Raw genomic sequence first — 26,495 nt, 5'->3', positions numbered from 1 at the left:
ACCTGCTTCCGGGCCCGAAAGGGCCCGGCGGTGGCGTAGCCGCCGCGCCCCTCTCGGAAAAAACAGCTAGCAGCGTTGGAAAAGTCGCGAAGCGGACTTTTCCAGCAGTCTGCTAGCAACCTGCTAGAAGTCGAAGAGGGCGTCGAAGGCGGAGCGAGCGTCATCCGGCTTGCGCTCGGGCTCGCGCGCGAACTCGACCACCAGCTTGGGACGGAAGTGCTCGCAATCGTTGGCGGCGCGCTTGCGACGCACCGGCTCGCCGATCTCGGCGCGGCACTCGAAGCGCGCCGCGGTGTCGAAGTGGGAGCAGTTGACACAGGCGTGGAGGGCAGCACCGCAGGCGCACTCGAGACCGATCACGATGTCCCCCTGATCGGCGCCCTCCTGACCGCAGTCAGCGCACCGAAAGACCGACTTCTGCGGCTTTCCCAAGCCGCGACCGCGCGGACCTTCCGGCCGGGACGGCCGCGGCCCGGATCGCGACCGTGGCGGCCGCTCACCATCGTCCTGATAACCCCTCTGTCGGTACTTGCGGTCGGACATCTGCAGCTCCTCTCCTAACGGATCGCGGCGGGCCCCAACGCGGGTCCGCCCTCCGATTATCCCCTCACTCCCCTGTGACGACCTCGAAATCGGCGATCACCGGCAGGTGATCACTCGCCACTTTCGAAACCTGCAGCCGGCAACGGCGCGCCTGCACCAGCTCGAGGCGGCCGCGATAGTAGATCCGATCCAGGCCCCCGGATGGGGAAAAGGACGGATAGGTCCTGATCGGCCCACGCAAGCTGCGGCGCTCCGTGGCACTGACGAAGCTGAGACGCTCTTCGAGAACCGGCCCCTGACGGGATCGCCAGTCGTTGAAGTCTCCTGCCACCACGCAGGGCGCACCGTCGCGCAGGCGAGCCAGCTCCCGGCTTCGCATCAAGATCTCGAGCTGCCGCCGGCGCTCGCTCGCGGACAGGCCGAGATGGAGGTTGAAGACCGCGATCTCACCCCGGCCCTGCCCCAACTCCAGGCGGGTGTACTGACATCCGCGGCGTTTGCGGCGCCCGATGGTCAAGTCGATATTGCGGTCACCCGCGATCGGCAAGCGACTGAGAGTGGCGTTGCCGTAACGACCCTGCCGCAGGCTGACGTTGTGGCCGATGGCGACAGACTCGTATCCCAGGCCGTCGGCCAGCTCACGCCCGAGATCGAGACGTCGCGAGCGCGGCGCGTCATCGTCGACCTCCTGGAGCAAGGCGACATCCGGATCGTGATGGCGCAGGATGCGCTGAATCCGATCGAGTCGGAACCTGCGGTCGACCCCGATCGCGCGATGGATGTTGTAGGTCAGGATGCGCAGTCGCAACGGCGCCTACCGGACAGCTCGCAGCTCACGGCCAAAGGGCAGCAGGGACAACGGAATCAGCTTGATGTGCTGGATCGAGAACGGAATTCCCACCACCGTGATCGCCAACACCACCGCCGACACCAGGTGGGCGAGAGCGATTTCCCAGCCGAACAGCAGGATCCAGAGGACGTTGAAGACCACCCGACCCACACTATTGGCGCCCTCTCTCTCCAAAACCACTTTGCCGAACGGCCAGAGGGTCGCGAAGCCCAGCTTCACGGCCTGGATTCCAAACGGGATTCCGATCAAGGTGAGGCAGAGGACCAAACCACCGAAGACGTAGCCCAGCCCGGCGATCAGGCCACCGAAGATCAACCACAGGACGTTGCCGAGGAATTGCAGAATTCTCATCGCCGGAATTCTAGCCCGACCGAGCACCGCAGACGGGCGAATGTCACACACTCCTGGCCCCAGAAAGGCGAAAGCCACCTCGGTGAGGTGGCTCTCTAGGCTGAACTGGAGACCCGCGGTCTAAAGCGGCTTCCCGGTGACTCGGTGGATCACCGGAGGTGAGCTTTCCTACAGGGATGGGGAAAAACAGCAGGATTGTCTGAGGATTGGGGGTGACGGTGGTCTCCCAAAGCCAACCCTCGCCGATCAGGAGCGAGGATGCGTTCGGCAGAAAAAGCTGTCGGCGGCGTTGGCTTCGAAACAGTCATAACGTTCAACTCGTTCACGAGGATATTCGCGGAAAAACCGTTTGTCAAGCACCCAATGCCATAAAACCTTGTTTCTTTGCCCTGCTTCTGACAAGATCTTGAACGATGAGGCAGCCAGAAACATCCAAAACATCCATTCTGAAAGCCAGAAAATCGGTCAAATCGTCCACTCTGCCGGTCAAGCCATCGTGAAGACGAGCCTCTCCCCGCGCGATCTGGCGCACGCTATTGGGGTCAGCGAATCGTCGATCAAGCGCTGGACCGACGACGGCCTCATCGAAGCTACCCGCACCGCTGGCGGCCATCGCCGAATCCCGATTCCAGAGGCGATCCGGTTCATCCGCCAGACCGGCACCGAAGTCGCACGCCCCCAGCTCCTCGGCCTCGAGGAGCTGCCCACGGCCTCGGCGGCGAACGGCGACGAGCCGGTCGACGACCAGCTTTTTCACTACCTCTACTCAGGCCAGGCGAATCAGGCCAAGGGCCAGCTGGTCTCCCTCTACCTCGAGGGCCAGTCCATCGCTCAGATCATCGACGGCCCCGTCAAGCGCGCCATGGATCGGATCGGCGAGCTCTGGCAGCACGCCGAAACCGGCGTCTACGTCGAGCATCGGGCGACCGAAATCATCACCCAGGGCATTCACCTGCTGCGATCCCTGCTCCCGGAGCCCTCCTCCGACGCCATGGCCGCCATCGGTGGAACCCCCTCCGGCGATCCCTACATGATCCCTTCCCTGGCGGTGGCGACGCTCCTCAAGGCGGCCGGTTTTCAAGCCATCAACCTGGGCCCCGACACGCCCGCTTCGGCTCTGATCGAAGCGGTCAAGGACGTCGATCCCAAGCTGGTCTGGATCAGCATCAGCTTCTTCGAAGAGGATCAACACGTCACGAGGGAGCTCGCCATCCTCAACCAGGAGCTGGCGGCGCGCGGCACCCTGCTGTTGATCGGCGGAGCGAAGAGCGACCGCATCACGTTGCCGACGGCCCCCAACGTTTTCCATGGCCAGTCGATGGGCGAGCTCGCCGCTTTCGCGCGCGGAGTCGCTCTGCCGTGAGCCCCTTGGGCAGCGCTGCCCTGGTCTTGGTGGTTTCGCTGGTCGCCCTCTGGCTCCTCAGCCTGCGGCTGCGCAACGTCGCCATTATCGATCTCTTCTGGGGCTTCGGCTTTGTCCTCTGCGCCTGGGTTTACCACTCCCACCACCCGGTTCTCGACCTGCGTCAGGGATGCCAGCTGGCGCTGGTCACGCTCTGGGGCCTCCGCCTCAGCCTCTATTTGACCTGGAGAAACCACGGCAAGGGAGAGGATCGCCGCTATGCGGCGATGCGCCAGGCCGTCGGACCGAGCTTCCAGTACCGCAGTCTGATCACCGTCTTCGGATTGCAAGGCGGACTGATCCTGCTGATCTCGGCGCCCCTTCTGCTGGTGCAGACGGCCAATCCTTCCGCCTGGGCCTGGAGCGACACCTTGGCCATCGTCGCCTGGCTCATCGGCTTCTTCTTCGAGGCCGTCGGCGATTGGCAGCTGGCTCGCTTCAAGGCCGATCCGGCCAACCGTGGACGGGTCCTCGACCGCGGCGTCTGGGCCCTCACCCGCCACCCCAACTATTTCGGCGATGCCATGATCTGGTGCGGTCTCTTCCTCTTCGCCATCGCGTTGCCCGGCGGCTGGCGGACGGTGTTCGCGCCCGTCGTCATGACCTTCTTCCTGTTACGCGTCTCGGGCGTCGCTTTGCTCGAGAAGGACATCGCCGAACGCCGCCCCGAGTACCGCGCCTACATCGAGTCCACCAGCGCTTTCATTCCCTGGTTCCCGCGCCGCCGAGATTCCCGCCAGACGTGAGAGTCGCCATCGTCGGTGGCGGCATCTCGGGACTGATGGCCGCTCACCTGCTCACCCGGCGTTGCGACGTGCGGGTCTACGAGGCGGCCGCGCCGGGCGGCCACAGCGAGACCGTCGACGTCGAGGAGGGCGATCGGCGTATCCCGGTGGATCTCGGCTTCATCGTCTACAACGAACAGAACTACCCGCTCTTCACCCGCCTGCTGCGCGAGCTGGACGTCGCCACCGAAGGCAGCGAGATGAGCCTCAGCGTGCAGTCACCGCACCTCGATCTGGAATGGAACGGATCGACCGTCCGCCAGGCCTTCGGCCAGCTTCGCAACCTCTGGCGCCCGTCCCACTACGGCATGCTCCTCGACATCCTGCGCTTTCACCGCCGAGCCCCGCGGTTGCTCGCCGAAAGTGGCGGCGAGAGCCTTGGCGAGACGATGGCCCGAGAGGGCTTCGCGGCTCCCTTCCTGGAGCGCTACCTCTATCCCATGACCGCCGCCGTCTGGTCAACGCCACCGGGCGAGATGGCCTCCTTCCCCACCGGCACCTTGCTGCGCTTCCTCGACAACCACGGCATGCTGCAGGTCGAAGGCCGACCGCCCTGGCGCACCATCACGGGCGGCTCCCGCCAGTATGTCGCCGCCCTCCTCGCCGGTCTCGAAGGCCGAGTGCTGCGCGACACGCCGGTCGAGTCCGTACGGCGCTTCGCCGATCGCGTCGAGGTGCGCGCCGCCGGCCGTGAAACGGAAGCCTTCGACCAGGTGGTGCTGGCCCTGCACAGCGACCAAGCCCTCATCCTTTTGGCCGATCCCAGCGAACAGGAAAGAGAGATCCTGAAAGCGCTGCGCTATCGTTCCAACGACGTCGTCTTTCACACCGACCGAAATCTCCTACCGCAGCGCAGGCGGCTCTGGGCGAGCTGGAACGTGCGGGTGCCCGAGGATCTCTCGAGCGGTGTGCGGGTGACCTACTGGATGAATCGACTACAGAACATCGTCAGCCCGAAGGACTACTGCGTCACCCTCAACCAACGGGACGCCATCGACCCGAGCACGATCCTCGAGCAGCGCGATTATTCCCACCCGCAATTCGATCGCGCCGCCCTGGCGGCCCAGCGACGATGGGACGAGATCAGCGGTCACCATCGAACTCATTACTGCGGCGCCTACTGGGGCTACGGCTTTCACGAGGACGGCGTGCGCAGTGCCGTACGCGTCGCTCGCCGGCTGGGAGTCGAGTGGTGACGGCTTCCCCGGCGCCTGCCAGTGCCATCTACGAGGGCCGACTGGCACATCACCGGTTCCTTCCCGTCGAGCATCGTTTCGACTACCCCCTCTACCTCCTCTACCTCGATCTCGATGAGCTCCCGGAGCTCTTCGCCGATTCCTGGCTGTGGTCCGCTCGGCGGCCGGCCCTCGGATGGTTTCGCCGCGCCGACTATCTCGGGCCGACGACGTTGGATCTGGCCACGGCAGTACGCCAGTTGGTCGACTCGCGCCGCTCTTCGGCATCCGGGCCGGTGCGCATCCTCACCCATGCTCGCACCTGGGGGCACTGCTTCAATCCGGTGTCCTTCTACTATTGCTTCGACGACGCCGCCGCGCCAACGCCCCACCACATCGTCGCCGAAGTCAACAACACGCCGTGGAATCAGCGCCACGCCTACGTGCTGACCGCTGCCGAGGGGAATGGTCCGGCGCCCCCCACCGGCGAGGTCACCTTCGAGCTCGCCAAAGAGTTCCACGTTTCGCCCTTCATGCCGATGGACCACACCTATCGCTGGCGCTTCGCATCGCCGGGCCAGCACCTGGCGGTCACGATGGAGAACTTCGACCCGCGGGGCGACAGGATCTTCGCCGCCCGCCTCCGCCTCGAGCGTCGCGAGCTCACTCCGGCGACCCTCCGTCGAGTGCTCTGGCGCTATCCCGCGATGACCCTGCGGATCGCTTTCTGGATCTATTGGCAGGCACTGCGACTGAAGCGCAAGCGTGTTCCCTTCCACCCCCATCCGGAAACTGCCGAAGGAGAGCCATGAGCCTGTCCGATCATCCCAGCCGCCCCCTGCGGTCGCGGCTGGCGAGCCGTGCGAGCGCCCTACGGCGGCCCGTGCTGCGCAAGCTCGAAACCCTGCGCGGCGGCCTCCTCGAGCTGCGCGACGCCTTTGGTCAGCACTCCTTCGGCGAATCCTGCCCGAGCCGCGCCGAGATCCCCCAGGCGCGCCTCGAAGTGCACCACCAGAGCTTCTACTCGAAGGTCGCCTTCGGAGGCACCATCGGCGCCGCCGAGGCCTACATGGACGGCCTGTGGACGGTCGACGACCTCACCGCCCTGGTTCGCCTGCTGGTGCGCAATCGTGACGCCATGGAGCGCCTCGAAGGCGGCTGGGGCCGGCTGATGGCTCCGCTGCACCGCGCCTACCATGCCTGGCGCAGCAACACCCGCCGTGGTAGCTCGAAGAACATCCGGGAGCACTACGACCTCGGCAACGAGTTCTTCGCCCTGTTCCTCGACGACACCATGACCTACTCCTGTGCCCTCTTCGAACCGCCGGAGATCTCCCTCGCCGACGCCTCGCGCGCCAAGATCGACCGCCTGTGCCGCAAGCTCGACCTCGGTCCCGACGATCACCTGCTCGAGATCGGCACCGGTTGGGGAGCCCTCGCCGTTCACGCCGCCGCAACCTACGGCTGCCGGGTCACCACCACCACCCTGTCGCCAGCCCAAGCGACCAAGGCGCGGCAGCGCATCGCCGCCGCCGGCCTGGCGGACCGCATCACCGTCCTCGAGACCGACTATCGCGACCTCGAGGGCCGTTACGACAAGCTGGTGTCGGTCGAGATGATCGAAGCCGTCGGCCACGAGTTCTTCGACACCTTCTTCGCCAAGTGCTCCGCCTTGCTGGCTCCCGATGGTTTGATGGCGCTGCAGGCGATCACCATCGCCGACCGCTTCTACGAGCAGGCGAAGCGCTCCGTGGACTTCATTCAGCGCTATATCTTCCCCGGCGGAGCGATCCCGTCGGTCACCGCCATGACCCGCTCCGTCGCCGCCGTGACGGACCTCACGCCGGTGCACCTCGAAGACATCTCTCCGCACTACGCCCGTACCTTGCAGAGCTGGCGGGAGCGCTTCTTCGGTCGCCTCGAAGAGGTGCGTGCGCTAGGGTTTTCGGAGCGCTTCATCCGCATGTGGGAGTTCTACTTCTGCTACTGCGAGGGCGGCTACCGGGAACGCTCCATCGGCAATGTCCAGTGGATCCTCGCCAAGCCCGACAACCGCCGTCCACCGATCCTCGGGAGCCTTTCCGGATGACCCCACGCAACGCCCTCCTCGCCCTCTTCGCCACCTTCTTCGTGGCCATGCTGGCGGTGACCGTCCACGCCAGTCTGGACCGCAGTGTGCTCCTCGCCGCCGGCGAGATCTGGGCCGATCCCTGGGGCAAGGCGACCCTCTTCGACACCTACTTCGCCTTTCTCACCTGCTACCTCTGGATGGCCTATCGCGAGCCCGGTTGGGGGCGCCGCGTGCTCTGGCTGCTGCTGGTGCTGACCCTCGGGACCTTCGCCATCTCGGCCTACACCATTCGCGCCTTGCTCCAGCTACCGCCGGATGCTTCCCTCGGACAGCTCCTCGAGCGCCCGGCGCGGAGCCGTTGACCATGGCCAGCCTGCTCGCTCCCGTGCTCGGCCTGCTCGAGGCCGACCGCCTGCCGGACTCGGCGATTCGGTTCGGCATTCGACGACTGCTGGCGGCGCGCCTGCGGCGCGAGCATCGCCGCGCCGGGTCGGCCGCCGCCGAGGCCTTCGCCGCCGAGCTCGAGTCGGGTCCCATCGCCCTCGAAACGCAAGACGCCAACCGTCAGCACTACGAAGTTCCAACGGAGTTCTTCCGCGCCGTTCTCGGCCCCCACCTCAAGTACAGCTCGGCGCTCTGGCCCGACGGTGTCGCCGACCTGGGAGGCGCCGAGCAGGCCATGCTCGAGGAAACCTTCGAGCGCGCCGACCTGCGCGATGGTCAGCGCATCCTGGAGCTCGGCTGCGGCTGGGGCTCCCTGACCCTCTACATGGCCCAACGCCTGCCCGGCGCCCGTATCCTGGCGATCTCGAACTCCGCCAGCCAGCAGGACTACATCCGCCAGCGGGCCGAGGAGCTCGGACTCCGCAACCTCGAGCTGCGGCGAGCCGACATGAACCACTTCGACCCCGGCGCCGACGGCCCGCCCTTCGACCGCGTGGTCTCGGTCGAGATGTTCGAGCACATGCGGAACTATCGCGAGCTGTTTCGGCGCATCTCGAGCTGGGTGACGCCGAGCGGCAGGCTCTTCGTCCACGTCTTCTGCCACCGCGAGCTGGCCTATCCCTTCGAGGACCATGACGACAGCGACTGGATGGCTCGCCACTTCTTCTCCGGCGGGCTGATGCCGTCCGCCGACCTGCTCATGCGTTTCGACGACCGCTGGAGCCTGGACGAGCGCTGGTTGATCAACGGCCGCCACTACCAGAAGACCTCGGAGGCCTGGCTCGCCAATCTCGATGGTCAGCGGGATCGCGTGCGCCCAATCCTCGAGCAGGTCTATGGCCGCGATCAAGCGCTTCGCTGGTGGGTCCGCTGGCGGGTCTTCTTCCTCGCCTGCGCCGAGCTCTTCGGCTACCGCCAGGGTCGCGAGTGGATGGTGGCCCATTACCGCTTCGCGCCTCGCGCGGCCTAGCTCGCCAGCCCTCACGGCCGCGGCGGCGCCAACCACCCTCGATCCGCGATGAGCAACCTGGTCAACGGCCTCTCGGTCCAGCTTGGCTGGTGGGTCAGCATTCTGGCCGCCGTCGCCGGACATCCCGAGATCGGACCCCCGGTGGTCCTGATCCTGATCGCCCTCCACCTGGTGAAGACTGGAGACAAACGTCGCGAGCTGGCCACCGTCGCAGTCCTCGGGTTGGTCGGAACGGCCGCCGACACGCTGCAGATGAAGCTCGGTTTGTTGACCTTCGTCACGCCGACGGAAGTCCTCTGCCCGCTCTGGATCACGGCCCTTTGGCTACACTTTGCGATCACCCCCCGGGCCAGCCTCGCCTTCCTGCGCCGGCGCCCCCTCCTCGCCGCCGGCCTCGGATCCCTCGCCGGACCCGCCGCCTACTTCGCCGGCTCCCGTCTCGGCGCCGTCAGCTTCGCTCCGCAGGCCGCCTGGAGCCTGCTCTCGCTGGCCCTGGTCTGGGCCCTGGTACTACCAGCGATGATGTGGTTTTCCTGGCGTGGCTCGGCCGACGCCGCCGAGTAGCGCGGCGCCCCTCTACCTCTCCGAGCCGGGAGGGCGATCGCCGAGGAGCGAGCTGAGACCGCCCTTCACCAGACCCGAGGCGGTGTCGACCACGGTCTTCTGGGCGCCGCGGATGAGGTCCGTCGGAGGAATCTCCCGCACCGCATCGAGAACCCCTTCCCGCACCCGCTCGCGAATCTTGTCGCCGAGCTCGTCGCCGGCGACGGTGAGCCGCTCGGCGAGCCGCTTCTCGAGCTCCGGGAGCATCTTGTTGCGCAAGAAGGCGCGCAGCAAGAGCAGAGTCAGAAGGCTCGACAGCACGGCCGTCGCCAGAATCGTGATCGCCAGCGGAAGCAGCTCCATGGAGCAAGCCTATCAGGCACCGGACCGCTGTTCGGACGGCCCCGGGCGGCCTCAGGCGGCGCCGAAGACGAAGAATAGCTGTCCCAGGCCGGCGAGCAGGCCGAGGGCGGCGCCGAGCAGGATGAGCTTGAGCTCGTCCTCCTGAAAGCAGGGCCTGAGAAGGTCTTGGAATTCGTCCGGTGGCAGCGACTCCATGCGCTCCCGCAGCAGATCCTCCACCACCTTGGCGCGCTCCTCGTTGAATCCGACATCGGCGAAGGGCGCTTCCGAGACCTCGACCGCCAGCTCACCGACGGCCTGGCGCAGGCGGGCATAGCCCTCGGTGCCGACGGCGAGCTGGGCCAGCGGCCCAACGGAGCTCTCCACCAGCGGCTTGAGATGACGCCGGACCATCTCGCGCGCCCGTTCCGAGCGCGGGCCGGTCATCAGACTGTGAACCAGATGCTGGACGGTGAGGATCTCGCGCGTCACCAGCCGGCACCAGACCGCCGCCACCTCCTGCTGCCGGCGCAGGAACAGCCCCTGCAGAGTCCACGGACCAAGGGCGACCGGATGGAGCGGACGAAAGATCAGGTTGAGGGCGATCCAGTTGGTTGCCCAGCCCACCAGGAGGCCGAACACCGGCAGAGTCCAGCCGCGACCGTAGGCCCACCAGACGGCCAGCTGTACCAACCCGAAGAGAAAACCGAAGTACAGACCCGAGCGCACGATGAAGCGAAACTCCCGGGCTCCGCTCTCCAGGAACAGCCGGTTGAGAAGGGCCTTGTCTTCGACCAGGCGACTGACGATCATGTGCTTGAAGTCGAGCAGGTCTTCGATCTGCTCGCCGATCTCCTCCACCAGGGGACCGACTTGGCGCCGCAGGCTCTGGCGAGAGCGCTCGTAGACGCCCTCCTTGACCAGGCCGGGCAGGTTCTCCCACAGCACGGCGTTGCGCTCCAGCATCACCGCGTCGGTGTACTCGTCCATCCGCGGTTCGGCATAGCGCAGGATCTGCTGCGCCAGCGCTTCCGGCTCCATCTGCTCGAACAGCTCCGGCAGCGACCCGAGACGGGACATGGTGGAGTCGACGAAGGTCGACGCCATCTTGCGGGCCTTCGACGGAATGATCCCCTGCCACCCGAAAATCGGTCGCAGCCCGATGAACTCGAGCGGCTGAAAGGTCAGCTTGACCGCCAGCCAGTTGGTCCACCAGCCGACCAAGCCGGCCACGACCGGGATGCTGACCAGGCGCCAGAAGTCGGGATTCTTGAAGACGGTCTCGAGCATGACGGTGAAGCGGGCGGCGCTATCCTACTGCGAATCAACTTGTTGCAGTTGTCTATTGGTCTTCCTTATTTTTATGCATTAACGTAATGACGCAATGAAGAGACCCCCTGCCACCTTTGCCGACTCGTCCCACCACGCTCGCCCGACCGCCCTCACCGAGGAGCCAACCCCGGGCCTGATGATTCCTCGAACCGGTGATGCCGTGGTCACCGTCGCCGCCGCGACCGGTCGCATAGTGTCCGCCAGCGAAGGTCTCCATGCACTGCTCGGGTATCGGCCCGCGGACGTCCGGGGCCGCAGCTTCTCGCGGCTCTTTCCTCGCCTGCCGGGCCCTTTCGACGACAGCGTCACCACGGCCTTCCGCTCCACCCTGACCCAGGCCTTCCGACACCGGGACGGCGGGGTGGTCGCCTGCGACCTCTCCGTTTCGGCCGCCGACGAGGCCGACGACCGCCAGCTCCTGATCGTCCTTCGACCGGCCGACCACGATGCCACCGAGACTGCCGCCGCGGCACCGTCGGCGCCCGCCATTCGCGACGCCCTCACCGGCCTGGTGTCGCAACAGCCCTTCCACAACCGCCTCGCCGAGTTGGTGCGCTGTGGCTGGAAATTCGTCGTCGCGCTGGCCGATGTCGACGGCCTGCGCAGGATCAACCGCAGCCACGGCCAGATCGGCGGCGACCTCGTCCTGGGAGCCTTCGGGCACCTCGTGGCCCGCCACCTCGGCCCGCGCGACATCGCCGGCCGCATCGGCGACGATGAGATCGCCATCCTCTACCCCCGCCTTCCCCTCGATGCTGCCGCCCGGCGCGCCGAGGGGCTGCGGCAGCGCCTCGCGGAGACTCCCCTCGAAGGTCCCGACGGTAGCTGCCTGAGGGTGACCGCGAGTTTCGGCCTGGCCTGCTTCCGCAACGGTCAGGAGGGCTCGCAGGTCCTCAGCGAAGCCGGCGAAGCGCTCGAGGCCGCCAAGCATCAGGGCGGCAACCTGGTGGGCCTGCTCGCCAACCTGGCACCGGCCCCGATGGCGCCGGATCTGCAGCCGCCGGACGCGCCCTCCGAGCACCCGACCTGAAACACCGTCGACCGTCACCGCGAGCTGTGGTAGACAGGTCTCGTGCAGGCCTCCCCTTCCGCCTCGCCCCCGCCAGCGATCGATCGCCGGCGTTTCGGCCAGTTGCGCCGATTCCTCATTCGCACCTTCGCCCAGGCCCTGTGGCACGACCTGCTGCTCAACCGGCCGCTGCTGCGCCGCCTGCGCAGCGCGCCCATGCCGCGCTGGATCGAGGTCACCCGTCGGTATCGCCGGCTGGCGATCGAGATGGGTGGCGTGCTGATCAAGATCGGCCAATTCCTGAGCACCCGGGTCGACCTGCTGCCGCCGGAGATCACCCACGAGCTCGCCGGCCTCCAGGACGAGGTTCCGCCCGAGGACCTGGCAGACATCGAGGCCACCATCGCCGCCGAGTTCGACCGTCCTCGCGAGGCGGTCTTTCCCGAGTTCGCCGAAGCCCCCCTCGGCGCCGCCTCCCTCGCCCAAGTGCACGCGGCGCGTCTCGCCGACGGCCAGTCGGTGGTGGTCAAAGTCCTACGACCGCGAATCGAGACCCTGGTCGAGACCGACCTCGCGGCCCTCGCCCTCGCCACCCGCTGGCTCAAGGTCTCCCGGCGGGTACGGCGGCGCGTCGACCTCGACCGGCTGTGCGACGAGATCGCCCGCACCACCCGCGCCGAGCTCGACTTGCTCGCCGAAGGCCGCAGCACCGAGCGCTTCGGGGAGGCCTTCGCCGACGACTCCTCGATCGCGGTTCCCGCCATTCACTGGCCGGCCTCGACGCGCCGCGTGCTGGTTCTCGAGCGCATCGATGGCCTGAAGATCGACGATCGGCAGGGCCTGCTGGACGCCGGCATCGATCCGGCGGCGGTCGCCCGGCGTCTCTATCGCTGCTACATGGAGCAGATCTTCGATCATCACTTCGTGCACGCCGATCCCCATCCCGGGAACCTCTTCGTGCGCCCCCGAGGCGAGGGCGAATTCGAGATCGTCTTTCTCGACTTCGGGATGACCTCCACCGTCCCGGAGCGCCTGCGACAGGCCTTGCGGGAGTACATCATCGCGCTGGCCACCCAGGATGCCCGCCGCATGGTGCAGTCGTACCGACAGGTGGGTGTGCTGCTGCCGGGAGCCGACCTCGAACGCCTCGAGCGCCTCCACGAGGAGCTCTTCGAGCGCCTGTGGGGAATCAAGGCCGGCAGCCTCCGCGACACCGCCTTCGAAGAGGCCGGCTACTTCTTCGAGCACTACCGCGACCTGCTGTTCGAGATGCCCTTCCAGATCCAGGTCGATCTGATCTTCGTGTCGCGCGGGGTCAGTTTGCTCGCCGGCGTGGTCACCGGCCTCGATCCGGACATCGATCCCTGGGCCGAGACCATCCCCTTCGCCGAGCGCCTCGCCACCCGCGAGCTGCTCCACGGCCTGCGCGGCCTGGTGACCTCCCTGCCGCGCCAGCTGCGGCGGGTGGCCGAAGTCCCGCCCCGCCTCGATCGCTTGCTGAGGAAGATCGAGAGTGCCAGCGACAGGACGCCTCCCAAGGGCCTCTCCCCGGCCACCGTTTCCTGGTCCCTGGTGGCCGCCGCGCTGATCATCTCGGCGCAGATCGCCCGCGTCCACCAGGACGGCAGCTGGCCCTGGCTGCTGGCGGCCGCGGTGATCGCCTTCCTCGCCGCGCGCCGCGGCCGCTGAGCCCTCGCCGCGCACCGGCGCCGCGGACAGGTTGAATTTCTCTGCGGTTGTGAAACCCTTGGCGCCAAGCCTCAGTGCCCGACCGGCCTGCCACGGGCCGCCTTCAAAAGGACGTTCCCATGACCATCTCCCGAGAACAGATCGCATCCACAATCCAGTCCTACTACCAGGCCTGGGGCACCGGCGACCCGCAGCAGGTGGCGGCCTTCTTCACCGCCGACTGCGTCTTCGAGGACCTCGCCTTCGCCGCCCGCTTCGAAGGCCACGCAGGAGTGCGCCAGTTCGTCGAGATCACCTTCGCCGGCGTGCCGGACTTCAGTATTACCCCCACCGCCGTAGTGGTCGACGAGGGACAAGCGGCGGCGGCCTGGACGATGACCGGCACCCACGCCGGGGATCTGCCGGGCCTGCCCGCCACCAGCAAGCCCTTCACGGTCCGGGCCAGCTCGATCATCGAGCTCCAGGACGACCGCATCCGAAGGATCGTCGACTACTGGAGCCCGCTCGACTTCATGCGCCAGGTCGGACTGGCGAAATAGCTCCCGGCGAGCCCGCGATCATGCCGCGGGCTCGCTAGCAGGCTGCTGAAAAAGTCCGCTTCGCGACTTTTCCAACGCTGCTAGCTGTTTGTTTCAGGGGGCTGAGCGCCCCCTCGCCCGAGAAAATGCGATTTTTCGGGCTCACCCCGTCTCACGGCTTCGCCGCCGGGCCCTCTCGGGCCCGGAAGCAGGCTGCCGATGAGTTTTTCAGCAACCTGCTAGCGGGTTCATCCGCTTCAGGGCGTGATCACCAGGCCCCGGGCCTGCTTCTGCAGCAGCCCCATCCGTCCCTGATCGAGGAGCTGGAGGTGACGCAACTCGTAGGGCGGACGCAATCCGCTTCCCGCCATCAGAGCAGCGTCGAAGCGCAGCTCGACGGAGCCAACCCCCGGCTCCAGCCAAGCCGCGCCGTGGCCCGCCGCGAAGGGCATCAGCTCGCCTCCGGCGCCGCTGCCATAGAGCACCCCGCGCAGCTCATAGCGTCCCGGTGCCGCGGTTTCGACACCCACGGCCAGGGTGAGAGCGCCGCTCTTGGCGAGCTCGCCGCCAGCGCTGCCGGAGAGCCGAGCCGTCGCCCCCGAAACTCCGAAGGCCGTGCGCACGGAGCGCACCACCTTCGTCCCGTCGAGCTCACCGGCGGCATTGAGGTGCAGCTCCCAGAGACCGGCCTCGGCGTCACCGTCGAGATCGGCGCCAACCCGCCAGATGCCGCGACCGGCCATCACGACCTCGACGCCACGGGTTCTACCGCTGGGAGCGACCAGCCAACCCTCGGCGGAGAGAGCCTCGATGCCGGCCCGCGAGAAGCTCAGCTCGGCGGCCAGAGGGTCGCCCGCCAAGTAGGCACTGCGCGTCGCCTGGAGGTCGAGGGCGAGGTCACTGCCGGCATCGAGAACGTGCAGCAGATAGCGGCCGGCATCAGGATCTCGGACGGAGAGCTGGAGGGCTCCGGCTCCGACCTCGGGCCGCAAGCGGAAGGCGATGGTGCCGGCGGCAAAGGGGATCCCCGCCGCGCGTAGCTGGCGATCCGAAACCAAGCCTTCGATGGCGGCCGCGCCATCGAGGGCCGGACGGCCCACCGGTCGTACGCCGATCTGCTCCGTCATCAGCGAGCCCCCGCCTTCCGAGCCGATCGGATTGAGGCGCACCACGGCTCCCGGAGCCAGGGTATAGATGGTCACGCCGCGGGCCAGCTCGTCGGCCGCGACCTGCACCCGGTACTCGCGACTGGACGCGCGATGGGGAACCTCCGCCGTCAGCGCGTGGCGCGGCGAAAGCGGCCAGCTGAAGGTCACCGCGTTCCGACTGGTGGCGCCGCCGGGAACCGGAGCCCGCGCCGCCAGCGTCGCGGGCACCAGATCTCCCGCTTGCGGGCCGAGGAGGGCGACGTCGACGCCCTCGGCGAAGGCGCCGGCGGACAGCATCGAGAAGAGACTGAACAGGAGAAGAAACCGCCAGATCTTGGTTTTCATGAGCGCCATCTCCTAGAGGTCGTTGCGCAAAATGACGTCGAGGCCGAAGCAGCGCCGACGGCTCTGATTGTGGCTCAGCGGTTCGCGGCCATTGGTGCGACTGGTGTCGTAGAACCACAGCGAACCGGCTCCGGCCTGGCTGGTGCACTCGAGGAAGCCGTCGGAGCAACCGTCGAGCCAGGCCTGAGTGATCTCGAGACCGAGGTTGAGGCTGTAGCCGCCGCAGTAGCTGTCCGGATCCCAGATGGCCGTTTCGACATCGCTGCCGACGACGTTGTAGAAACCCTTCGGCAAGCCCGGCCGGCCGGCCGTGCCGTAGAGCCAGTTGGCGTTGTAGTAGGCCATCCAGCCTTCCTGCTGCATACGCACCGCGTCGCTGCCGTAACCCAACAGCCAGCCGAGAGATTGCTCGAAGACGTTGCCGCTGATCACCGCGTCGGCCAACGGCGTCCCCAGACTCGACGGCGCCAGCGCGTTGACCCACCGAACCGCCGAGATGATGGTCGGGTAACGACTGTCCCAGGTCGGGTTGGAGAGGATCCAACGCATCACGTTGCCGCCGTTCGAGTGGGTGATGACCACCAGGTCGTCGATTCCCCGCGCGGTGATGAAGCCATGGAGCTGGTCCGCCAGGCAGCCGGCCGCCCGGGAATCCCACATGTACTGCTCGAAGTCACAGTTGATGACCACGAAGTCGGCACTGTCCGGCAACCCCTGCCGAACCGAATCGACGAACGAGCGGGTCCAGTAATCGTTCAGTGCATCGGTCTGTTTGCCGGTGCCGTGAACGAAGGCGACTCCGGTGTCGGCGGCCGCGGCACCCGCCGCCAGCCAGAGTGTGAGCACGATCAAACCTCTCCAGCGCATTCGAGTTCCTCCTCGAAACCGTTGATTCGTCGGGAGATGGAGAGATCGAGCGCGCGCAACACGAGCTGCTTCGCGGCAGCGACTCGCCGCCCCCTTGGCGACATGCATGAATACCTACATTTCAGTCCTTCTAACTAATTATAACTGCAACAATCATCAAAACATGGATCGCGAGCGATTCTTCGATCGAATCGGCGTCCTCCCAGTCGAAGCCCCTACCAATCGAACTCGACATCGGAGATGCCATGCTCGACTCACCCCGCCGCGATGCCCTCACCCTCGACCTCATCGATCGCCTGGATCGCATCCTCCATCGTCATGTCGAGCCCTGGCCGGACGAGCTTCAGCGGCTCTACGGACGCCCTCTGCGCCACGGCGTGGCGGGCGTCGGCGTGCTCGCCGTCGGGCACTTCCGCACTCCCTGCGACGAGCGCCGGCGACGCTTCGCGGAGCGCGCCCGCGCCATCCTTCGGCGGATGGCGCGGCTCCTCGAAGGCGCCTGCGAGCGGGGTCTCTTCGAGGGCCCCGAGATGCGCCACCTCTCGGGCCTGCAGAGCGCCCTCCATGCCGCCTTCGGAGGCACCGCGGAGGATCGCTCCGGAAGCGTTTCCACGGTGCCAACGGCGGTATAGACTGCTCCCCAGCCAGGAGCCTCCTTGCCTCACCCCGACTCCCCCAACGCCCTCGTCGCCTGCCGCAACCTGAGCAAGGTCTTCCGTGAGGGCGACAACCAGCGCGAGGTCTTGGCGGGCATCGATCTCGAGGTCGAAGCGGGCGAGATGGTCGCGATCCTGGGGCGTAGCGGCTGCGGCAAATCGACTTTGCTCAACCTGATCGGTGGTCTCGACCAGCCCTCCGCCGGCGAGGTCTGGGTGGCGGGTCAGTCGATCGGAGCCCTCGACGAGGCCCGACGCACCCTCTACCGGCGCCACCAGGTCGGCTTCGTCTTCCAGTTCTTCAACCTGATCCCCACCCTCACCGCCGAGGAGAACCTTTGGCTGCCCCTCGAGCTCCGCGGCACGGCCCGTTCCGAGCAGCGCCACCGAGCCGCTGGCCTGCTCGAGCGGGTCGGCCTCGGCGACCGCGCCGGGACCTTCCCGGACCGCCTCTCCGGTGGCGAGCGGCAACGCCTGGCGGTGGCCCGGGGCTTGATTCACGATCCGATTCTGGTGCTCGCCGATGAGCCCACCGGCAACCTCGATCCGGAGACCGGGACCCACATTCTGGACCTGATGGTGGAGCTGACGCGCCAGCGCGGCAAGACCTTGCTGGTCGCCACCCACAGTGACGCGGTGGCTCAGCGGAGCGACCGCATCCTGCAGTTCCGCGATGGCGAGTTGCTCGCCCGCGGGGCGCCTTGAGCTGGTCCACGCGCGTCGCCCTGCGCGGCGTTCGGCGTCATCCCGTCCTCGCCGCCCTGGCGGTGGTTGGCGTCGCCCTCGGGGTCGCGGTGACGGTTGCCATCGACCTCGCCAACGACACCGCCCTGCGCGCCTTCGAGCGCGCCACCGACGCGGTGATGGGACGTGCCACCCATCGCATCGTCGGAGGACCCTCGGGCCTGCCGGACGCCCTCTTCACCGAGCTGATCGCCGCCGGCTACGGCGGACGAGCAGCCCCGATCGTCGAAGCCACCGTCGAGCTCGCGAGTCCGGCCCGCGGGACCTGGAGGCTGCTTGGCGTCGATGCCTTCTCGGAGGGCCCGTTCCGCCCCTACCTCGCCGTTGGCGGCAGCTCCCGGGTCGATCTGGCGGCGCTCCTCGGTCGGCCGGCAACGGCGGTGATGGCACAGGGCCCGGCGGCCAATCACGGCCTCGAGATCGGCTCGCGGTTGTCGCTCCAGCGGGGCGACGACCAGATCGAGATCGAGATCATCGGCCTGATCGAGCCGCGGGACGAGGTCCAAAAGCAAGGCCTGGCGGACCTCTTGCTCGCCGATATCGCGACCGCTCAGGAAGTCCTCGGCCGCCAAGGCCGCCTGTCCCGCATCGATCTCAACCTCGAGGAGGCGGAAGTGGAGGCGCTGCGCAGCTCCCTGGACCCCGCCTATCAGCTCGTCAGTGCCTCCGCCGGCCGCAACAGCGCCCGCGCCATGACCCGTGGATTTCGCATCAACCTGCGCGCTTTGAGCCTCCTCGCCCTGCTCTGCGGCATCTTCCTGATCTACAGCACGATCTCGTTTTCAGTGGTCCGGCGGCGCCCCCAGATCGGCACCCTGCGCGCCCTCGGAGTGGATCGCCGCCAAGTCCTCGGCCTGGTGCTCGGGGAGGCCCTGGTGATCGCTCTCCTCGGCACCGTCCTCGGCCTGTGCCTAGCTCTGCTTCTGAGCAACGGCCTCCTCGCCCTGATCACCCGCACCCTCAACGATCTCTACCTGCGGGTCACGCCGACGGTCGATGACTGGCGGGCCTGGCCGCTGGCACGGGGCGCCCTCCTGGGAATCGTCGCCACCCTGGTCGCCGCCGGCGCCCCGGCCCTCGAGGCGACTCGGGTCCCGCCGCGGGCGGCGCGCCAGCGATCGCTGATCGAGAGTCGCTATCGCGAAGCCTCCGGCCGGAGAATCCTCGCCGCGCTGGCGGCGGCCGCCCTCGGCGCCTGGCTGCTCGGCCGCAGCGGGGACCTCGAATGGGCCTTCGCCGGCTTCTTCGCTGTCGTCGTCGCTGCCGCCCTGCTCACCCCTTCCGCGACGCTCTTGCTGATGGCGTCGCTCCGGCCCCTCGTCGGTCGGGCCTTCGGGGGCCTCGGACGGATGGCCGTCGGCGGAGTCGTCAACTCCCTCAGCCGTACCGCCGTCGCCATCGCCGCCCTGGTCATCGCCGTCGCCATGACCGTTGGCGTGGCCACCATGATCAACAGCTTTCGCACCACCCTGATCGACTGGCTCAACGTCACCCTGCAGTCCGACTTCTACCTTGCGCCACCGGGGCGATCATCGGTCGGTTTCGACGCCTCGTGGATCGACGAGGCTGCAGCCTTGCCGGAGGTCGCCGACGTGGCCGGCATCCGGCAGGTGGAGCTGCCTCGGGCCGAGGGTGTCGACCGCCTGCTAGTGACCGATCCGGGAGAACGGGGGTTCGAGCTCCTGCCAGAGTTTCCCGACACCGCCTGGGACGAGCTCGCCGCCGGTTCGGTGCTGGTGACCGAGCCCTTCTACCGCCATCGCAGGATCGGCCGCGGCGCGACCGTGACGCTGGCCACCGACCGCGGTCCCGAGGCCTTCACCATCGCCGGCGTCGTCTACAGCTACGCCTCCGATCAGGGCGAGGTGATCATGGCCCGACCGATCTTCGAGCGCTTCTTCGACGACCGCCGACGCAACGGTCTCGCGGTCCGGGCGCGGCGCGGCGCCGACCTCGCGGCCCTCGAAGAGCGCCTCACCACCGCCTTCGCCGATCGTCTCGACGTGCAGTCGCAACATTCCCTGCGCAGCGCCTCGCTGGTGATCTTCGATCGCACCTTCCGAATCACCGGGGTGCTGCGCTGGCTGACCGGCATCGTGGCCTTCCTGGGTGTTTTGAGTGCTCTGATGGCGCTGCAGCTCGAGCGCCAGCGGGAGATCGCGATCCTCCGCGCCACCGGCCTAACCCCCGGCCAGGTCTGGCGCCTGATCGCCGGCGAAACAGCCCTCACCGGCTTCGCCGCAGGTCTCCTCTCGCTGCCCCTTGGCGCCCTCCTCGCCACCTTGATGGTGTCGGTCATCAACCTGCGCTCCTTCGGCTGGAGCCTGCGCCTCGACTTCTCGCCGCAGGTTTTCGCCGAGGGCCTCCTCCTCGCCCTCGTCGCCGCCGTGCTGGCCGGCATCTATCCGGCCCTTCGCATGTCGCGCACCCCTCCGGTCGTCGGATTGCGAGAAGAATGAAACGCCACGTCGCCCTCGCCCTGGCACTCGCCGTCGCCACCATGGCAGCCGGCTGCCGGAAACCGGCCGACTCCTCCGACGAGTCCTCGGTGACGGCGATTCTCGGCGGCACCGCCGCCGAGGGTTTCGCCCGCGCCGTCGAGCCCCGAAGCTTCCGTTTCCCCGCCGACCATGGACCCCATCCCGACTTTCGCAACGAGTGGTGGTACTTCACCGGCCACCTGAAAGACTCGTCGGCGAATCACTACGGCTATCAGTTGACCTTCTTCCGCAATCGCCTGCTGGCGCCTGGCGAGGCTCCGGCGCGCAGCTCCCCTTGGGCCACGGAGCAAGCCTTCCTGGCCCATTTCGCCGTCTCCGACGCCACCGGCCGAAACTTTCGCTCCTTCGAGCGCTGGAATCGCGGCGCCTTGGGTCTCGCCGGCGCCCGCAGCGAGCCGAGCTTGCGGGTTTGGCTCGCCGATTGGGAGCTTCGCGACGACGGCGCCGGAGGCTTCGAGATCACGGCACGCGCTGGCGACCGGGCACTGCAGCTTCAGCTCACCCCGCGCCGCTCCCCGATTCTGCAAGGCGACGGCGGCCTGAGCCGCAAGGGGCGAGAGCCGGGCAACGCCTCCTACTACTACTCGATGCCGCGGCTGGCAAGCCGCGGCAGTCTCGAGATCGGCGGCCGCGAGCTCACCGTCGAGGGCCAGAGCTGGCTCGACCGTGAGTGGAGCACGAGTGTCCTCGAGACCGGTCAGGTCGGCTGGGACTGGTTCTCGATCAGCCTGTCGAACGGCACCGACCTGATGTTCTTCCGCCTGCGCCGGAACGATGGCCGCATCGACACCAACAGCTCCGGCAGCCTGGCTCCGGCCGACGGCCCGGTGCGTCCGTTGAAAGTGGATGACGTGACCCTGCGCGAGCGCCGCTACTGGACCAGCGACAGGACCGGCGCGCGATACCCGGTGGCCTGGACCCTCGAGCTTCCCGATCTGGCCCTGTGGCTCGAGGTCGAGCCCCTCCTCGATGGTCAGGAGCTCGCCCACTCGTTTCGCTACTGGGAGGGCGCCGTGCGCGTTACCGGTGAGCAGGCCGGCGAGCCCGTCTCCGGCGAGGGCTATGTCGAGCTCACCGGCTACGATCGCTAGCGGGTTCCAAGAGGCCGCGGAGCGCCCCAATCACTGGCTGCGGGCAGCCAGAGCCGATCTCAATTCCCGGGTCAGGCGTTCGCGATCGAGCAGTTCTTCCAGGGTGGCGCGCCCGAGGAGGCGCCAAGCGGTGAGTGAGTCGCCCGTGGCACCCTGCTCAAGCAGCTCCCGATAGGTCGTCATCGCCACCCTGCGAGCCTCGCCCAAACGACGACGCGCCGCCAAGGCAATGGTCAGATCGAGCCCGACGAGGGCTGCATCGAGGGCGAAGCCCTGGCCCTCGAAGAGCTGCCGAGCTCCCTCCAAGGGCGCGACGGGATCGTCCGCGACCAATCCCTCCAGCCAGAGGCGGCGCCCGCGCAGCGCCGGCCGAGAGCCGGCCTCACCGAGCAAAGCCATCACCTGGCGGGCCTCCCGGCGTCGGTCGAGGCGAGCCAGAGCGAAGGACAGATTGTGAGCGATCCAGTCCTGGCTGGCGCCATCGTCGAGCTCGGCCGCCCGGCGCAGGACCGGCACCGCCGCAGCGGGCCGGCCAAGGGCCTCGAAAATCGTCGAACGGGTCAACAATGCCTCGACCAGGGCTGGCCGGTTCCGCCGTCGCTGATGAACCGCGATCACCGCCCGAGAGAGCTCTAGGGCGGCCTCGAATTGCCGCAGATCGCGCTGCAGAGAAACCTCCAGAGCGGCAACCTTGGTCTCTTCCGGAGAACCCGGCGTTCCGAGGGACAGAAACAGGTGAGCCCGGAAGAAACACTCCTCCGATGCCGCCAGCCGACCGCCGACCCGACGAGCATTGCCAAGCATCGCCTCGGCCCAGCCCTGCAGGTCGCGGATCGTCGGTCCACCGAGGCGACGGGGGTCGAGGACCGAGCTCACCAACCGTCCGATCTCGGCGAGCTCGACGGCCCGTGCAGGATCTTCGAAGACCAGCGCCCGGGATTGCGCCAGGGCCAATCTGACCAGCCCGACGCTGCCCCAGGCAGGCTCGCTTTCGAGCAGCCGCGGGCGCTCCCGGGGCGGCAGCTCCACGAGCCGCCTCAGCCGCTCTGCGAGGCTATTGGCGGTGGGCTCGTCGGGCTCGGCCGCAAGCTGTCTCGACCCGTGGCCGAGCCAGGCCACGAAGCCTTCGAGATCCCTTCGCGAGACGATGAGCTCGGTTCCGTCCCGGCGCCGGATCCGAACCCTGTCCTCCCCTTCGAGGTGAAAGCCAATCCCCTCGCCTCCCCGCCAATGCTCTGCCGGCCGTCGCGTGCTCAACTCACCTCCTCGATCGTCGCGCCTCCGGATCATAGACTCATCGTCAGCCACCTCCGTTGGGATCGATCATTCCTCCCCCACTGTCCTCCCCGGACTGCTCCCCCTCGTTGGCGGCCATCCAATCGGACACGATCTCGCGGAGGCGCTCCCACCAAGACGCTTCGTGGTCCGGCGACGCTGCCAACGCGAGCGGCGACGAGACCAGCAAGAGAGCCAGCAGAAGGGCCATCGAGCGCTTTTTCATGACAACTCCTTTCCCTTTGCACAGATTTAGGACATTGCAATGGGATACAAGATGTCATGTTTCGAGAACTCGCAAGGCAGGAACTGGCGGCGTCGAAGCACCGGAGATGGACTCTCGTCAGACCATCGCCGAGAGCTGGACGCCGCTCGCGGGACCTGCCGCGAGACGCGATGGAGATTTCTCGCAATCCCCCGCCGAATCTTCGGGACGACGGCGGGAGAAGCCGGCCCGACATCCGCCTCGCTGCGGGTGAAAGGGAGCCGGCGGGGTCGCGGCCTTCCGCCTCGGCGGTTCCCGTCATAGGATCCTTGCCGCCGAAACCCATGCCGGATCATCACCCCGAGCGCGATCACTCGTCAGGAGAGCCTCATGGCCAGCAACCGATACGTTCTCGCCCTTCTTGTGGCGTTCTTCGCCTTCCTCGCCAACCCCGTCCCAGGGCAGGAGGGGCCGGAGGAAGTCACCGAACCGCGTCCCGAGGTAGCCTCCCCGCGAGCGACTCTCACCACCTTCCTCAGCGCCTTCAAGGACGACAACGCAACCCGCGCCCGCCGCGTCGCCGCGGCCACCCTCGACCTCAGCGATTTGCCAGCCGCGGCGCGCGAGCTGCAAGGGGCCGATCTGGCGGTGCAGCTCAAGGACGTCATCGATCGCACCGAGTACGTCGACCTGGCAGCGATTCCAGACGACCCTTCGGGACCACCCTGGAGCTTCCTCGAGCGCGGTGAGCTCGAGATCACCCTCGAGCGCCAGCGCAACGGCGAATGGCTGTTCAATCGTCAGACGGTGGCCTCGATTCCGGCCCTCTGGCGCGCCAGCGAAGGCCAGGAGATCGTCGAGGGTGTCACCGAAGCCCCTCGGACCCTCGGTCTTTGGGTGCGCAGCCAGGTTCCTCCCAATCTGCGTCGAGTGGGCTTTCTGCTCGAGCACTGGCAGTGGCTCGGCCTGCTCCTGCTGGCGGTCGTCGGGCCGCTGCTGGCGCGGCTCGTCGCCACCCTCCTGGGCTCCCTTCTTCTACCTCGCCTGGCGCGCTGGTTCGCGGAGCTCGATGCTCCTCTGCTGGGCCGGGTTTTGGCGCCGGCTCGGCTCCTGGTGGCGGCCGGCCTGTGGCGTCTGGGCCTGCCCTTCCTCGGGCTCCCGCCGCGCGCCCTCGGCATCCTCAAGGTCGGCCTCGAGCTGGTCGCCCTGGTCGCTTTGATCTGGTTCAGCTACCGCGCCATCGACGTCATCTCGGCGGTGATGATGCGGCGCGCTCAGGAGTCCGAAAGTCGCTTCGACGATCTCCTCGCCCCCTTGGTGCGCAAGGCCTCCAAGGTCGTCCTGGTGATCTTCGGCACGGTCTTCGTCGCCGACAATTTGGAGATCGATGTCAGCAGCCTGCTGGCCGGCATCGGCCTTGGCGGGCTGGCCCTCGCTCTCGCCGCCCAGGACACGGTGAAGAACCTCTTCGGCTCGATCACGGTGCTACTCGACCAGCCCTTCCACGTCGGCGACGCGGTCTCCATCGGCGATGTCGAGGGCACGGTGGAAGAGGTCGGGATGCGCAGCACCCGAGTGCGGACCTTTTACAACTCCCTGGTCACGGTGCCCAATGCCAACCTCATCAGTGCCTCCGTCGACAACTTCGGAGCCCGCCAGTTCCGCCGTTGGAAGACCACCCTGGGAGTCGAGTACGGCACCTCCGCGGCCGCCCTCGAGTCCTTCTGCGAAGGCATTCGGGACCTCATTCGCCAGCATCCAGCGACCCGCAAGGAGGGCTTCTACGTCCACCTCAACGAGTTCGGCGATTCGAGCCTGAACATCCTGCTCTACGTTTTCTTCGAGACCAGCGAATGGGCCGTCGAGCTGGAGGGACGGCAGCGCTTGATGATCGACATCATCGCCCTGGCGGAGCGCCTCGGGATCGAGTTCGCCTTCCCCACCCGCACCCTCCACCTGGCATCGGCGCCCGCGGAGAGTCCGCTGGCCTTGCCGGCTGCAGAGAGTACGGACTGAGTCGTCCGGATCCTGTCGAGGGAAGGAAAGCAAGCCCTCGGCACCGGGGTGCCGAGGGCTTGGGGGTAGGTCCTGGCCGGGATTCAGCCGCCGTTGGCGGTCAGCGGAGGCTCCGAGGGAGCGGGCGTCGGAGCCGGCGCCGGGGCCCGCCGCCGGAAGCGGATGGTGCATCCTTCGTCGCCGTGATCGTCCATGTGGACATCGAGAACCTCGCCGTAGTCGTCGGCTACCCCCTTGGCGATTCCGATGGCGAGATGCTGCATCTGGCGCTGCGACTTGTAGCGCAGCATCACCTCGTCGGGCCCCATGCGGGTCCACGAAAGGGCCGGCGGCTTCGCCATGCGATTGCGCGAACGCACCACCCGGTGAATGGTCTCTTCGGTGTGCTCGAGGAAGTCGAGGGCCGACCAGCTCGGATTGATCAGGGGCCGATAGGCCTTGAGCAGGTGGGGACCGAGAAAACGGCCGAAGTCTTCCAGAATCGCCGGCACGCTGTTGCCGGTCATCTCCGAGGCGGTCACCACGATCTTGACCGCTTCTTCGTCCGGATACTCGAAGAACTTTTCGTAAACCCGGGACGCGAGGCCGGCCTGCTTGAGCAGTGCCTTCCATACCTCAGGACCGAGCTTCGTGCTCACATAGTCTTGAATTTCAGTGAAAATAAAACCGTGCACGCGAACTCCTTCCCGGGTGTCCCTCCGCGCACGGAGGGCACCTTCCCTCTCGACCGACGACTCAGGCCAGTTGGTTGACGGCCTGCAATAGCGCGGGCTCGAACTTCTTCATGATGGCGCGGGCGAAGCCGAGGTTGCCTTTCCGCGTGATCGCGACCACGTGGTAGTACTCGGACCCCAGCAGCCGCAACAGCAGGAAGACCTTCTCGGTGGAGATCAGAATGTCCTCGGTCGAGTCGGAGCCGAGGCCCAGCAGATCGAGGGCCCGGCGATTCGACTTCACCACCTCGGCGTAGCAGGCCGACGCCACGGAAGAGTCGAAGTCGGCGTCGAGGGTCGCACCACCGATCGACAGCCCGCTGTCGATGTTGACCAGATCGGTGGCCACGAACTCTGGAACTTCATCCCTGAAACGGTCCAGAACCGATTGCAAATTGCTCACTTCCTCCTCCTTTTCGGCATCCAAAGAATCGACCTCATCCCGCAAGGCCTCGAAGGCATTCTGTGAAGCGACGGCATGCTGTGGAGCAACGGCATTCTGAGAAGCGGCCGGCGCTGCCATCGCGGCGTCTTGCGGCGTCAGGGAAGCCTGACCGTTGGGTTTACTCGTCTCGCCCGTCTCGCTCTCGCGACGCTCCTCGTCGCGACGGGCCAAGCCCTCGAGCAAGAGGTGGGTCACCGGCAGGTCGATGCTCTTCTGCTCCGAGCCGCAGAAGCCCTCGACCTCGACCGATGTATCTCCGTCCCAGTTGACAATCTCGTAGGCGGCATCGATCCCCTGGAGCGGCCCGCTCTCGGCATCGATCAGATCTCCGGCCCGGAAAAACAGCAGGCCGAGATTCTCGCCGCAGCGCACCCGCAGGGTGCAGGTCCGTTTGTCCATCTCGACCATCTGCAGAATGGTCGACAGATTCCAGCCACGGAAGTGGCCCTCAGTTGTCACGGGAGC

General features: G+C 67.2%; 27 protein-coding genes. 16 read left to right on the top strand and 11 right to left on the bottom strand.

Going from position 1 to position 26,495, the window contains the following annotated elements; genetic code table 11:
- Window positions 1-123: 123 nt before the first annotated feature.
- The 3 genes from AAF604_09155 to AAF604_09145 all read right to left on the bottom strand — a co-directional run bounded on the left by AAF604_09155 (window position 124) and on the right by AAF604_09145 (window position 1,735).
- Complete coding sequence (locus AAF604_09155; protein MEM7049816.1) at window positions 124-543, bottom strand: hypothetical protein; 420 nt, start codon at window positions 541-543, stop codon at window positions 124-126.
- A gap of 64 nt (window positions 544-607) precedes the next feature.
- Complete coding sequence (locus AAF604_09150; protein MEM7049815.1) at window positions 608-1,351, bottom strand: endonuclease/exonuclease/phosphatase family protein; 744 nt, start codon at window positions 1,349-1,351, stop codon at window positions 608-610.
- Between the two features lie 6 nt (window positions 1,352-1,357).
- A complete protein-coding gene (locus AAF604_09145; protein ID MEM7049814.1) occupies window positions 1,358-1,735 on the bottom strand; it encodes a YccF domain-containing protein in 378 nt (125 codons plus the stop codon).
- Between the two features lie 505 nt (window positions 1,736-2,240).
- Here AAF604_09145 and AAF604_09140 point away from each other — a divergent pair.
- Genes AAF604_09140 through AAF604_09105 form a run of 8 tightly spaced genes read left to right on the top strand, consistent with a single transcriptional unit; the run spans window position 2,241 to window position 9,155 of the window.
- Window positions 2,241-3,107 (top strand): B12-binding domain-containing protein, encoded by an 867-nt coding sequence (locus AAF604_09140; GenBank protein MEM7049813.1) that lies wholly within the window; start codon window positions 2,241-2,243, stop codon window positions 3,105-3,107.
- Window positions 3,104-3,892 (top strand): DUF1295 domain-containing protein, encoded by a 789-nt coding sequence (locus tag AAF604_09135; GenBank protein ID MEM7049812.1) that lies wholly within the window; start codon window positions 3,104-3,106, stop codon window positions 3,890-3,892. Before AAF604_09140 ends, AAF604_09135 begins: the two co-directional genes overlap by 4 nt.
- A complete protein-coding gene (locus AAF604_09130) occupies window positions 3,889-5,127 on the top strand; it encodes an FAD-dependent oxidoreductase (protein ID MEM7049811.1) in 1,239 nt (412 codons plus the stop codon). Before AAF604_09135 ends, AAF604_09130 begins: the two co-directional genes overlap by 4 nt.
- Window positions 5,124-5,918 (top strand): DUF1365 domain-containing protein, encoded by a 795-nt coding sequence (locus tag AAF604_09125; protein MEM7049810.1) that lies wholly within the window; start codon window positions 5,124-5,126, stop codon window positions 5,916-5,918. Before AAF604_09130 ends, AAF604_09125 begins: the two co-directional genes overlap by 4 nt.
- A complete protein-coding gene (locus AAF604_09120) occupies window positions 5,915-7,195 on the top strand; it encodes a cyclopropane-fatty-acyl-phospholipid synthase family protein (protein ID MEM7049809.1) in 1,281 nt (426 codons plus the stop codon). The genes AAF604_09125 and AAF604_09120 overlap by 4 nt, the downstream gene beginning before the upstream one ends.
- Window positions 7,192-7,539: a DUF1475 family protein gene (locus AAF604_09115; protein MEM7049808.1), complete on the top strand. Its 348-nt coding sequence runs from the start codon at window positions 7,192-7,194 to the stop codon at window positions 7,537-7,539. Before AAF604_09120 ends, AAF604_09115 begins: the two co-directional genes overlap by 4 nt.
- 2 nt (window positions 7,540-7,541) lie before the next feature.
- Window positions 7,542-8,591, top strand: coding sequence for a cyclopropane-fatty-acyl-phospholipid synthase family protein (locus AAF604_09110; GenBank protein ID MEM7049807.1), 1,050 nt, complete (start codon window positions 7,542-7,544; stop codon window positions 8,589-8,591).
- A gap of 48 nt (window positions 8,592-8,639) precedes the next feature.
- Entirely contained in the window at window positions 8,640-9,155 is a 516-nt protein-coding gene (locus tag AAF604_09105) for a DUF2878 domain-containing protein (GenBank protein ID MEM7049806.1), read from the top strand.
- A gap of 12 nt (window positions 9,156-9,167) precedes the next feature.
- Here the strand turns inward: AAF604_09105 and AAF604_09100 are convergent, their stop codons facing one another.
- Together AAF604_09100 and AAF604_09095 are read right to left on the bottom strand one after the other, a co-directional pair.
- Entirely contained in the window at window positions 9,168-9,497 is a 330-nt protein-coding gene (locus tag AAF604_09100) for a hypothetical protein (GenBank protein MEM7049805.1), read from the bottom strand.
- Window positions 9,498-9,548: 51 nt separating this feature from the next.
- On the bottom strand, window positions 9,549-10,766 hold the full coding sequence (locus tag AAF604_09095) for a hypothetical protein (GenBank protein MEM7049804.1): 1,218 nt from the start codon (window positions 10,764-10,766) through the stop codon (window positions 9,549-9,551).
- 94 nt (window positions 10,767-10,860) lie between these two features.
- Here AAF604_09095 and AAF604_09090 point away from each other — a divergent pair, with 94 nt between their 5' ends.
- The 3 genes from AAF604_09090 (at window position 10,861) to AAF604_09080 (ending at window position 14,045) form a co-directional block, all read left to right on the top strand.
- Window positions 10,861-11,838 carry a GGDEF domain-containing protein gene (locus AAF604_09090; GenBank protein ID MEM7049803.1) on the top strand — a complete coding sequence of 326 codons (978 nt, stop codon included), beginning with the start codon at window positions 10,861-10,863 and terminating at the stop codon, window positions 11,836-11,838.
- 102 nt (window positions 11,839-11,940) lie between these two features.
- The gene (locus tag AAF604_09085; protein MEM7049802.1) at window positions 11,941-13,506 is read left to right on the top strand and encodes an AarF/UbiB family protein; all 1,566 of its coding nucleotides are present in this window, start codon (window positions 11,941-11,943) and stop codon (window positions 13,504-13,506) included.
- A 119-nt stretch (window positions 13,507-13,625) separates the two neighbouring features.
- Entirely contained in the window at window positions 13,626-14,045 is a 420-nt protein-coding gene (locus tag AAF604_09080) for an ester cyclase (GenBank protein MEM7049801.1), read from the top strand.
- 236 nt (window positions 14,046-14,281) lie between these two features.
- On the opposite strand, the gene AAF604_09075 is transcribed toward AAF604_09080, so the two are convergent.
- Window positions 14,282-15,517, bottom strand: a complete 1,236-nt coding sequence (locus AAF604_09075) for a DUF4785 domain-containing protein (protein ID MEM7049800.1) — start codon at window positions 15,515-15,517, stop codon at window positions 14,282-14,284.
- A 12-nt stretch (window positions 15,518-15,529) separates the two neighbouring features.
- On the bottom strand, window positions 15,530-16,384 hold the full coding sequence (locus AAF604_09070; protein ID MEM7049799.1) for a hypothetical protein: 855 nt from the start codon (window positions 16,382-16,384) through the stop codon (window positions 15,530-15,532).
- A 245-nt stretch (window positions 16,385-16,629) separates the two neighbouring features.
- On the opposite strand from AAF604_09070, the gene AAF604_09065 reads away from it, so the two are divergent.
- Genes AAF604_09065 through AAF604_09050 form a run of 4 tightly spaced genes read left to right on the top strand, consistent with a single transcriptional unit; the run spans window position 16,630 to window position 21,376 of the window.
- Window positions 16,630-17,016, top strand: a complete 387-nt coding sequence (locus AAF604_09065) for a hypothetical protein (protein MEM7049798.1) — start codon at window positions 16,630-16,632, stop codon at window positions 17,014-17,016.
- A 24-nt stretch (window positions 17,017-17,040) separates the two neighbouring features.
- Window positions 17,041-17,745, top strand: a complete 705-nt coding sequence (locus AAF604_09060; protein ID MEM7049797.1) for an ABC transporter ATP-binding protein — start codon at window positions 17,041-17,043, stop codon at window positions 17,743-17,745.
- Window positions 17,742-20,243 carry an FtsX-like permease family protein gene (locus AAF604_09055; GenBank protein ID MEM7049796.1) on the top strand — a complete coding sequence of 834 codons (2,502 nt, stop codon included), beginning with the start codon at window positions 17,742-17,744 and terminating at the stop codon, window positions 20,241-20,243. The genes AAF604_09060 and AAF604_09055 overlap by 4 nt, the downstream gene beginning before the upstream one ends.
- Window positions 20,240-21,376 carry a lipocalin-like domain-containing protein gene (locus AAF604_09050; GenBank protein MEM7049795.1) on the top strand — a complete coding sequence of 379 codons (1,137 nt, stop codon included), beginning with the start codon at window positions 20,240-20,242 and terminating at the stop codon, window positions 21,374-21,376. Before AAF604_09055 ends, AAF604_09050 begins: the two co-directional genes overlap by 4 nt.
- A 30-nt stretch (window positions 21,377-21,406) precedes the next feature.
- Here the strand turns inward: AAF604_09050 and AAF604_09045 are convergent, their stop codons facing one another.
- Window positions 21,407-22,633, bottom strand: a complete 1,227-nt coding sequence (locus AAF604_09045; protein MEM7049794.1) for a hypothetical protein — start codon at window positions 22,631-22,633, stop codon at window positions 21,407-21,409.
- Between the two features lie 43 nt (window positions 22,634-22,676).
- Window positions 22,677-22,877, bottom strand: a complete 201-nt coding sequence (locus AAF604_09040) for a hypothetical protein (protein ID MEM7049793.1) — start codon at window positions 22,875-22,877, stop codon at window positions 22,677-22,679.
- A gap of 369 nt (window positions 22,878-23,246) precedes the next feature.
- Here AAF604_09040 and AAF604_09035 point away from each other — a divergent pair, with 369 nt between their 5' ends.
- Window positions 23,247-24,872: a mechanosensitive ion channel family protein gene (locus tag AAF604_09035; GenBank protein ID MEM7049792.1), complete on the top strand. Its 1,626-nt coding sequence runs from the start codon at window positions 23,247-23,249 to the stop codon at window positions 24,870-24,872.
- An 83-nt stretch (window positions 24,873-24,955) separates the two neighbouring features.
- On the opposite strand, the gene AAF604_09030 is transcribed toward AAF604_09035, so the two are convergent.
- Window positions 24,956-25,546, bottom strand: a complete 591-nt coding sequence (locus AAF604_09030; protein ID MEM7049791.1) for a heme NO-binding domain-containing protein — start codon at window positions 25,544-25,546, stop codon at window positions 24,956-24,958.
- Between the two features lie 61 nt (window positions 25,547-25,607).
- Window positions 25,608-26,489 carry a DUF4388 domain-containing protein gene (locus AAF604_09025; protein MEM7049790.1) on the bottom strand — a complete coding sequence of 294 codons (882 nt, stop codon included), beginning with the start codon at window positions 26,487-26,489 and terminating at the stop codon, window positions 25,608-25,610.
- Window positions 26,490-26,495 lie beyond the last annotated feature (6 nt).

The sequence above is a fragment of the Acidobacteriota bacterium genome, assembly GCA_039028635.1.
Taxonomy (GTDB): Bacteria; Acidobacteriota; Thermoanaerobaculia; order Multivoradales; family JBCCEF01; genus JBCCEF01.
This window is presented reverse-complemented; position numbering and strand designations above follow the sequence as displayed.